This is a genomic window from Kitasatospora sp. NPDC059973 (assembly GCF_042737525.1).
In the GTDB taxonomy this organism is placed as follows: Bacteria; Actinomycetota; Actinomycetes; order Streptomycetales; family Streptomycetaceae; genus Kitasatospora.
This window is the reverse complement of the sequence record NZ_JBHWUI010000262.1, coordinates 1-7681: the sequence shown is the minus strand read 5'-3', so window position 1 is coordinate 7681 and position 7681 is coordinate 1. Positions and strand designations below refer to the sequence as shown.

The 7681-nt window shown below is 76.4% G+C and carries 9 protein-coding genes and 1 pseudogene; 7 read left to right on the top strand and 3 right to left on the bottom strand.

What is annotated here, in order from left to right; genetic code table 11:
• Window positions 1-294 (top strand): annotated as a pseudogene (locus ACFWA9_RS37090) (heavy metal translocating P-type ATPase); the annotation flags it as partial.
• A 155-nt stretch (window positions 295-449) separates the two neighbouring features.
• Complete coding sequence (locus ACFWA9_RS37085; protein WP_380393609.1) at window positions 450-1184, top strand: Mut7-C RNAse domain-containing protein; 735 nt, start codon at window positions 450-452, stop codon at window positions 1182-1184.
• A gap of 54 nt (window positions 1185-1238) precedes the next feature.
• On the opposite strand, the gene ACFWA9_RS37080 is transcribed toward ACFWA9_RS37085, so the two are convergent.
• Window positions 1239-1847, bottom strand: a complete 609-nt coding sequence (locus tag ACFWA9_RS37080; protein ID WP_380393606.1) for a TetR/AcrR family transcriptional regulator — start codon at window positions 1845-1847, stop codon at window positions 1239-1241.
• 4 nt (window positions 1848-1851) lie between these two features.
• Entirely contained in the window at window positions 1852-2547 is a 696-nt protein-coding gene (locus ACFWA9_RS37075) for a type 1 glutamine amidotransferase domain-containing protein (RefSeq protein ID WP_380393603.1), read from the bottom strand.
• A gap of 247 nt (window positions 2548-2794) precedes the next feature.
• Between ACFWA9_RS37075 and ACFWA9_RS37070 the strand changes: the two genes are divergently transcribed.
• The 4 genes from ACFWA9_RS37070 to ACFWA9_RS37055 all read left to right on the top strand — a co-directional run bounded on the left by ACFWA9_RS37070 (window position 2795) and on the right by ACFWA9_RS37055 (window position 6367).
• A complete protein-coding gene (locus ACFWA9_RS37070) occupies window positions 2795-3700 on the top strand; it encodes a LysR family transcriptional regulator (RefSeq protein WP_352297971.1) in 906 nt (301 codons plus the stop codon).
• Window positions 3701-3828: 128 nt separating this feature from the next.
• Window positions 3829-5175: a phenylacetate--CoA ligase PaaK gene (gene paaK / locus ACFWA9_RS37065; RefSeq protein WP_352297961.1), complete on the top strand. Its 1347-nt coding sequence runs from the start codon at window positions 3829-3831 to the stop codon at window positions 5173-5175.
• A gap of 96 nt (window positions 5176-5271) precedes the next feature.
• Window positions 5272-5664, top strand: a complete 393-nt coding sequence (locus tag ACFWA9_RS37060) for a metalloregulator ArsR/SmtB family transcription factor (protein ID WP_352297958.1) — start codon at window positions 5272-5274, stop codon at window positions 5662-5664.
• Between the two features lie 319 nt (window positions 5665-5983).
• Window positions 5984-6367, top strand: coding sequence for a VOC family protein (locus ACFWA9_RS37055; RefSeq protein WP_352297955.1), 384 nt, complete (start codon window positions 5984-5986; stop codon window positions 6365-6367).
• A gap of 12 nt (window positions 6368-6379) precedes the next feature.
• Here the strand turns inward: ACFWA9_RS37055 and ACFWA9_RS37050 are convergent, their stop codons facing one another.
• Window positions 6380-6955, bottom strand: a complete 576-nt coding sequence (locus tag ACFWA9_RS37050; RefSeq protein ID WP_380393599.1) for a histidine kinase — start codon at window positions 6953-6955, stop codon at window positions 6380-6382.
• Between the two features lie 144 nt (window positions 6956-7099).
• On the opposite strand from ACFWA9_RS37050, the gene ACFWA9_RS37045 reads away from it, so the two are divergent.
• Window positions 7100-7600 (top strand): DUF5990 family protein, encoded by a 501-nt coding sequence (locus tag ACFWA9_RS37045; RefSeq protein ID WP_380393596.1) that lies wholly within the window; start codon window positions 7100-7102, stop codon window positions 7598-7600.
• Window positions 7601-7681 lie beyond the last annotated feature (81 nt).

The window sequence follows — 7681 nt, the reverse complement described above, 5'->3', positions numbered from 1 at the left end:
CTCGCCACCGCCGACCTCGGCCTCGCCCTCGGCACCGGCACCGACGCCGCCATCCAGGCCGCCGACCTCACCCTCGTCAGCGGCGACCTCACCGCAGCCCCCGACGCCATCCGCCTCGCCCGCACCACCCTCACCACCATCAAGGGCAACCTCGCCTGGGCCTTCGGCTACAACCTCGCCGCCCTCCCCCTCGCCGCCACCGGCCTCCTGAACCCCATGATCGCCGGCGCCACCATGGCCTTCTCCTCCGTCTTCGTGGTCACCAACAGCCTCCGGCTCCGGACCTTCCGCTGACGCCCGCCCGCACCGCCCGGCCGCTCCCCACTCCCCGACGGGTGGGGAGCGGCCGGGCTTCCCCGGGAGCGGGCCGGGGCCGGCGGCGCGGCGGCCCCGCCGCGGCCGTCGAAAAGTGCTGGCCGCCACCGCCCGCACGCTGGCATGCTGGCCGGGTGGAGAGACCGGAGATCTGGCTGAGCTTCGCCCCCGACCTGCACGTCTTCCTCCCCGCCGGGCGGCGGGCGGAGCGGTCCGCGCTGCGGACCGACGGGGCCGCGACGCTCGGACACGTGGTGGAGTCACTCGGCGTCCCGCTCACCGAGGTCGGCGAACTGCTCGTCGACGGGCGGCCGGTGGCCGCCGCGCACATCCCCGGGGACGGCGAGCTGGTGTCGGTGCGGGCCGTCCGGAGGCCGCAGGCATCGGCCGAGCCACCCCGGTTCCTGCTCGACGTCCACCTCGGGACGCTCGCGCGCCGGCTGCGGCTGCTGGGCGTCGACGCCGCCTACGAGAACCCGGACATCGGCGACGCCGCGCTCGCGGCCCGCTCGGCCGCCGAACAGCGCGTGCTGCTGTCGCGCGACCGCGGCCTGCTGCGCCGCCGCGAACTCTGGGCGGGCGCCTACGTCTACAGCCACCGGCCCGCCGACCAGCTGCGGGACGTGCTCTCGCGCTTCGCGCCCCCGCTCGCCCCCTGGAGCAGGTGCACCACCTGCAACGGGACGCTGCGCACCGTCGCCAAGACCTCGGTGCAGGACCAGCTCCGGGACGGCACCGAGCGGTCGTACGACGCGTTCGCGCAGTGCACCGACTGCGGGCAGGCCTACTGGCGGGGCGCCCACCACGCGACGCTCGACGCCATCGTGGCCGACGCCGTCCGCGAGTTCGGCCCCCCGGTCGTCGCCTGAGCGCCCCGGCCGCCTGAGCCCCCCTGACCTCCGACGCGCTCACCGCGGGCCGGTTCAGGGGCGCAGCAGGCCCGCGGTGAGCGCGTCGGAGGCCGGGCCGAGGAGGTGCCGGGCGTTCGGCGCGGACTCCAGGCCGCGCACCAGGGCGAGGCCGATCTCGGCGGCCTCGGCCGGCTCCACCCGCGCGGACCGGCCCGGACCGGCGGGCGCGGCGGCGTCGGCGGGCAGTCCGGCCTCGGCGAACGACTCGGTGAACAACTCGGTGAACAGCCCGGTGAGCAGGACCCGCAGCTCGGCGCCGAAGGCGGCACAGGCGGGGGCGAACAACCTGGCCCCGCCGTCCAGGAGTTCGGCGGTGTGCGGGGAGTCCCCGGCGAGGGTCAGGGCGAGGTCGAGCTTGGCGGCGAGCACGCCGCGGACGCGCTCGGCGTGGGGGGCGTCCGGCGCGGCGGCGGCCCGCCGGGCCCGCGCGAGCGCCTGCCGGTGCAGGCGCTCGGCGAGCCGGCGGAAGGCGTCGTCCTTGCCCCGGACGTACTGGTAGACCGCCGATCGGGACACGCCCATGGCACCGGCGATGTCGTCCATCGTGGTGCGCCGCACGCCGTACCGGGTGAGGCAGGCGTAGGCGGCGTCGAGGACTTCGTCCAGCCGGTCGGCGGCCACGCCGTCAGGCCAGCTTCTTCAGCAGCTCGACGGCGAGCGGGGCGGCGGAGGCCGGGTTCTGGCCGGTGACCAGGTTGCGGTCGACGACCACCTTCGGGGCCCACGGCTCGCCCTCCTGGAAGTCCACGCCCGCCGCGACCAGGCGGTCCTGGAGCAGCCACTTCGCGTTGCCGGCCAGGCCGGCCTGGGTCTCCTCGGCATTGGTGAAGCCGGTCAGCCGGTAGCCGGCGAAGGCGTTGGAGCCGTCCGGCAGCCCGGCGGCCAGCAGCGCGGCCGGTCCGTGGCAGACCACGCCGAGCGGCTTGCCGGACGCCAGGGCGGCGACCAGCAGCCGGCCGGAGACGGGGTCGACGGCGAGGTCCTCCATCGGGCCGTGGCCGCCCGGGTAGAAGACGGCGTCGTAGTCGGCGAGGTCCACGTCCTCCAGCCGCACGGGGTGGCGCAGCTCCACGAAGGTGTCCAGCGCGGCCGCGACCTTCGCGGCGCCCTCCTCGCCGCCGTTGAACTCGGGGGCCAGGCTGCCCGAGTCGACGGTCGGGATCACCCCGCCCGGGGTGGCGACGGTGACCGTGTGGCCCGCGGCCCGGAACACCTCGTACGGGGCGACGGCCTCGTCGGCCCAGAAGCCGGTGGGGTGCTGGGTGCCGTCGGCCAGCGTCCAGTAGGTGGCGCCGGTGAGGACGAAGAGGATCTTCGACATGCTGGGGGCTCTTCTCTGCGGGAGGGCCGTCGGGCCCGGTGGACGGTCTGACGCCCTGGATGCACTGACGTTTCCGGTCCGGACCGTCAGTTCGGCGATGGACCCGACGATAGGCCGGGTGTCCCGGGTGTCACCAATGGCTGATCCGATGGCTGCCATAGGCATTCCAATGGGTGCCGGGGAATAGGCTTGCCGGGTGAACCGCCCCGACGCCGAGGAGTCCGCCGTGCCACCGGTGCCGTCACCGCTGCCGGCCGGGCCCGCCGACCTGAACCTGCTGCGCACCTTCCTGGCCGTCCACCGGGCCGGGTCGTTCACGGCCGCCGCCCAGGTGCTGGGCCTCTCCCAGCCCACGGTGACCACCCAGATCCGGGCGCTGGAGCGCCAGGGCGGGCGCGAGCTGTTCGAGCGGCTGCCGCGCGGGGTGGCCCCGACGCCGGTCGCCGACGAACTCGCCGCCCGGATCGCCGGTCCGCTGGACGCGCTCGCCGCCGCCACCGGCCCCGGCGCGCGCCCCGAGGCCGAGGGCGAGCCGGTCCACCTGGCCGGGCCCGCCGAACTGCTCGGCACACTCGTCCTGCCCGCGCTCGCCCCGCTGGTCGCCGGGGGCGTGCGGCTGCGGGTGACCGCGGGCCTGACCGAGCCGCTGCTGGAGGAGCTGCGCGCGGGCCGCCACGACCTGGTCATCGCGACGAGCAGACCGCGCGGGCGCGCCCTGTCGGCCGTGCCGATGGGCGACGAGGAGTTCGTCCTGGTCGCCGCGCCGGTCTGGGCCGAGCGCCTGGGCGGGCGGCTCGCGGCCGAGGGCCCGGCCGCCCTGCACGGGGTGCCGCTGGTCGCCTACGCCGAGGACCTGCCGATCGTCCGCCGCTACTGGCGCCACGTGTTCGGCCGCCGGCTCGCCTGCCGGGCCGCCCTGACCGTGCCCGACCTGCGCGGGGTGGTCGCCGCGGTGGCCGCCGGCGCGGGCTTCGCGGTCGTCCCGCGCTACCTCTGCGCGGACCGGCTGGCCGACGGCCGGCTGGTGCTGCTGGACGACCCGGAGGACCCGCCGATCAACACCGGTTACCTCGTCGAACGCCCCGGCGCCGACCCGGACGGCCGGGTGGCCCGGGTCCGGGACCACCTGCTGGCGGCCGCCCGCACCTGGTGAGGGACCGCCGGCCGCCCGGGGCCGCGTCCCTTGACAGCCGGTTCGGGTGCTGGATTACTTGGCCCGTCGAACACTGACCGAATGATCGGTCGGCGGCTGAGCTGGGCGGAGACGGCGGAGGAGACGCGATGAGCGCAGGAACGACCGGCCCGAACCCGCCGGGCGGGCGCCGGGGGGAGCCGCTCCCGGCCGAGCTGCTCGACGCCGGGGAGCGGATGACCGCCGGGGAGCTGGCCGAGCACCAGCTGCGGCAGCTGCGGGCCACCCTGCGCCACGCGTACGACCACGTCGAGCTGTACCGGCGCAAGTTCGACGCGGCCGGGGTGGCCCCCGAGGACTGCCGCACGCTCGGTGACCTCGCCCGGTTCCCCTTCACCACCAAGGCCGACCTGCGGGAGAGCTACCCCTTCGGGATGTTCGCCGTCCCGGTGGAGGAGGTCCGCCGGATCCACGCGTCCAGCGGCACCACCGGCCGGCCCACCGTGGTCGGGTACACCGAGCACGACCTCTCGGTCTGGGCCGACGTGGTGGCCCGCTCCATCCGGGCGGCCGGCGGCCGGCGCGGCCACAAGGTGCACGTCGCCTACGGGTACGGGCTGTTCACCGGCGGTCTCGGCGCCCACTACGGCGCCGAGCGGGCGGGCTGCACGGTGATCCCCGCCTCGGGCGGGATGACGGCCCGGCAGGTGCAGATCATCCAGGACTTCCGGCCCGAGATCATCATGGTCACCCCCTCCTACCTGCTCACCCTGCTCGACGAGTTCGAGAAGCAGGGCGTCGATCCGCGGAGCACCTCGCTGCGGGTCGGCATCTTCGGCGCCGAGCCGTGGACGGAGGCGATGCGCCACGAGATCGAGGAGCGGATGGACATCCACGCCGTCGACATCTACGGCCTCTCCGAGGTGATGGGCCCGGGCATCGCCCAGGAGTGCGTGGAGACCAAGGACGGGCTGCACATCTGGGAGGACCACTTCTACCCGGAGGTGGTCGACCCGCTCACCGACCGGGTGCTGCCCGACGGCGAGAGCGGCGAGATCGTGTTCACCTCGCTGACCAAGGAGGCGCTGCCGGTCGTCCGGTACCGCACCGGCGACCTCACCCGGCTGCTGCCGGGGACGGCCCGGCCCGCCTTCCGGCGGATGGCGAAGGTCACCGGCCGCTGCGACGACATGATCATCCTGCGCGGGGTGAACGTCTTCCCGACCCAGATCGAGGAGATCCTGCTGCGCACCCCTGCCGTGGCGCCGCACTTCCAGCTCCGGCTCACCCGGCAGGGCCGGCTGGACCGGATGGCGGTCCGGGTCGAGGCCCGCCCGGACGCCGCGCCCGAGCAGCGCGAGGCCGCCGCCGCGGCGATCGCCCGGGGCGTGAAGGACGGCGTCGGCGTCACCGTGGAGGTCGACGTGGTGGAGCCGTACACCCTGGAGCGTTCGGTGGGGAAGATCCGCCGGGTGGTGGACCTGCGGGAGCGGTGAGCCCGCCGGCGGCCCCGAGGGCGCCGCCGTCCGCACAGCCGCCCGTGCCGCCGTCCCGCGCCGCGCGCGAACGGGTGAGCGCTCTACGATGTGGCCATGAGCGGGAGCGTGCGGCTGTCAGGTGCACATCGGTCGCAACAGCCGGTCGGCGGGCCGCGGCCGGACGACGCGAAGCGCCCGCCCGGCGACGAGCGGCTGGAGACCGCCGCCGCCGTCCTCGCGCTGCTCGCCGACCGCACCCGGCTCGCGCTGCTGCAGCGCCTGGGCGAGGGCGAGGCCGACGTGACCACGCTGACCGAGGCGTGCGGTGCGGCGCGGCCGTCGGTCAGCCAGCACCTGGGCAAGCTCCGGCTGGCGGGCCTGGTCACCACCCGCAAGGACGGGCGGCGGGTGGTCTACGCCCTGCGGCACGGGCATCTGCGCCGGCTGGTCAACGAGGCGCTCAACGTCGCCGACCACCAGATCAGCGGGCTGCCGCCGCACGACTGAGGGCAGCACGACTGAGCCACCGCACGACTGAGCCACCGCACGACTGAGCCACCGCACGACTGAGCCACCGCACGACTGAGCCGCCGCACGACTGAGCCGCCGCACGACTGAGCCGCCGCACGACTGAGGGCAGCACGACTGAACCGCCGCACCCCGCGGCCGTGGTCCCGCGCCCGGCCGGTCCGTGACGGGGGCTCGGTCACCGGAAAGTGCCCCGGTCGCCGGAAAGTGCGTTCTTCTCCGCCCGCGCCTCCCGTGCCTAGGGTGAGCGGGCGATCGGCGGCGAGTGCCGCCGCGGTCCGGACGATTCGGAGCACCCATGGCCATCCTGAAGACCTACGCCCGCCTCTGGGTGGACAGCCTCGACGAGGCCCTGCCGCTGCTGCGGACGCTCACCGGCGCCGAGCCCGACCTGCGACTGGGCTTCGAGGCCGTCGAGTTGGCGGCCGTCGGGGACTTCCTGGTGATCGCCGGGACGGCCGGGGAGCGCGCCCGGTACGCGCACGCCACCGCGACCGTCGTGGTCACCGACCTGGACGAGCTCCGGGCCACCCTGCTGGCCGCCGGGGCGGTGATCACCACCCCCGAGACGCCCGCGCCGACCGGCCGCTTCCTCTACGCCCGGCACGCCGACGGCGCCGAGATCGAGTACGTGGAGTGGACGGCGGAGCTGGTCCGGCGGATCGTCCGCCCCGCGCCGTAGCGCGGGCCGCCGTCAGGCCCCGGCGTCGCCCGCCCGCTGCGGCCCGTCCGCCGCGCCCGGCCCGCCGTCCGTGCCGGGGCCGTCCGGCCCGTCGTCCGCCGGGGTCTCGGCGCGCTCCTCGGCGGCGCGGACCTGCCCGGCGAAGTCCTCCGAGTCGATCCGCTCGACCGTCGCCCCGTGCCGGGCGGCGAACTCGTCGGCGGCGGCCGGGGACGCCTCGCGGATGTCCAGCACCAGCACCGCCGCTCCGTCGGGCACCCGCGGCGAGAGCACGATCAGCCCGGCCCCGCCGGTGGCGGCGCGGCCCTCCTCGGCGGCGTTGCCGAGCGCCGCGCCGGCCGCGAACCCGAGCAGCGAGCCGATCGGCCCGCCGAGCAGCCCGATCAGGCCGCCGACCACGCCCGACCCCACCGTGGCCACGCCGGCCCCGCGCGCGTAGCCGTCCTTGGTCTCCAGCAGGCCGTCGGCGGAGCGCTCCAGGACGGCGGCCTGCCGGAGTCCGGGCAGGTGCTCGGCCTCCTCGAACGCGGGCCGGCAGGCGGACGGGTCCGGGAAGGTGAGCAGGACGACGTTGTGCTGGTCGGTCATCGCGGTCCGATCGGGTCGGGGCTGTGTTCCCTGGCCTCCCATCCTGACGGCGGGCGGGCGGGCCTGCCACAGGAATGCGGGTGTCCCCGCGCCCCCCGCCCCGGTGCGGACGCCGGGCCGGTCCGGCGCGCGAGGATGGTGCGCATGGCGAACACGAGCGTGCGGATCAGGATCGAGGCCACCGGCCTCCCGGGGCGCAGCTGCCCCGCGGCGCCGGGGTTCCCGGGCTACCAGGACATCCATGTCGCCGTGCAACGGCGCGGTCGGCCGGGCGAGTTGCTCGACCCGCAGCCGGGCGACGCGGCCCGGGCGGCCTGGACCCTGGAGTGCACCGTGAAGCCGCTCCCGTCGGGAGTGGACCTGCTCGGCCCGTACGTCCAGGGCGGTCCGGGGGCGCGGTTCGTCTACCTCTCCTGGATCGCGAGCGGCCGCACGGACGGGGTCGCGGCCGGGCCGGAGGGCTTCACGATGTTCCGCCGGGCCAAGCTGATGCTGGCGGCGGTCGATCCGGACACCGCCGACGCGGCCGTGCGCGGCGGCACCCTGGTGGCCCGGCTCGGGCTGACCGACGTCAAGGGGCACCCGCTCTGCGCCGCCGTCCGGCCGCCGCTGGTCGCCTGGTCCGCCGGGCCGGCCGGGGCCTGACGGCCGGGGCCTGACGGCCGGTGCCGGGGCGTGGCGAAGGGCCCCGCCGGGGGGGGGGGCCGCGCGCCGGGGGGGGCGCCC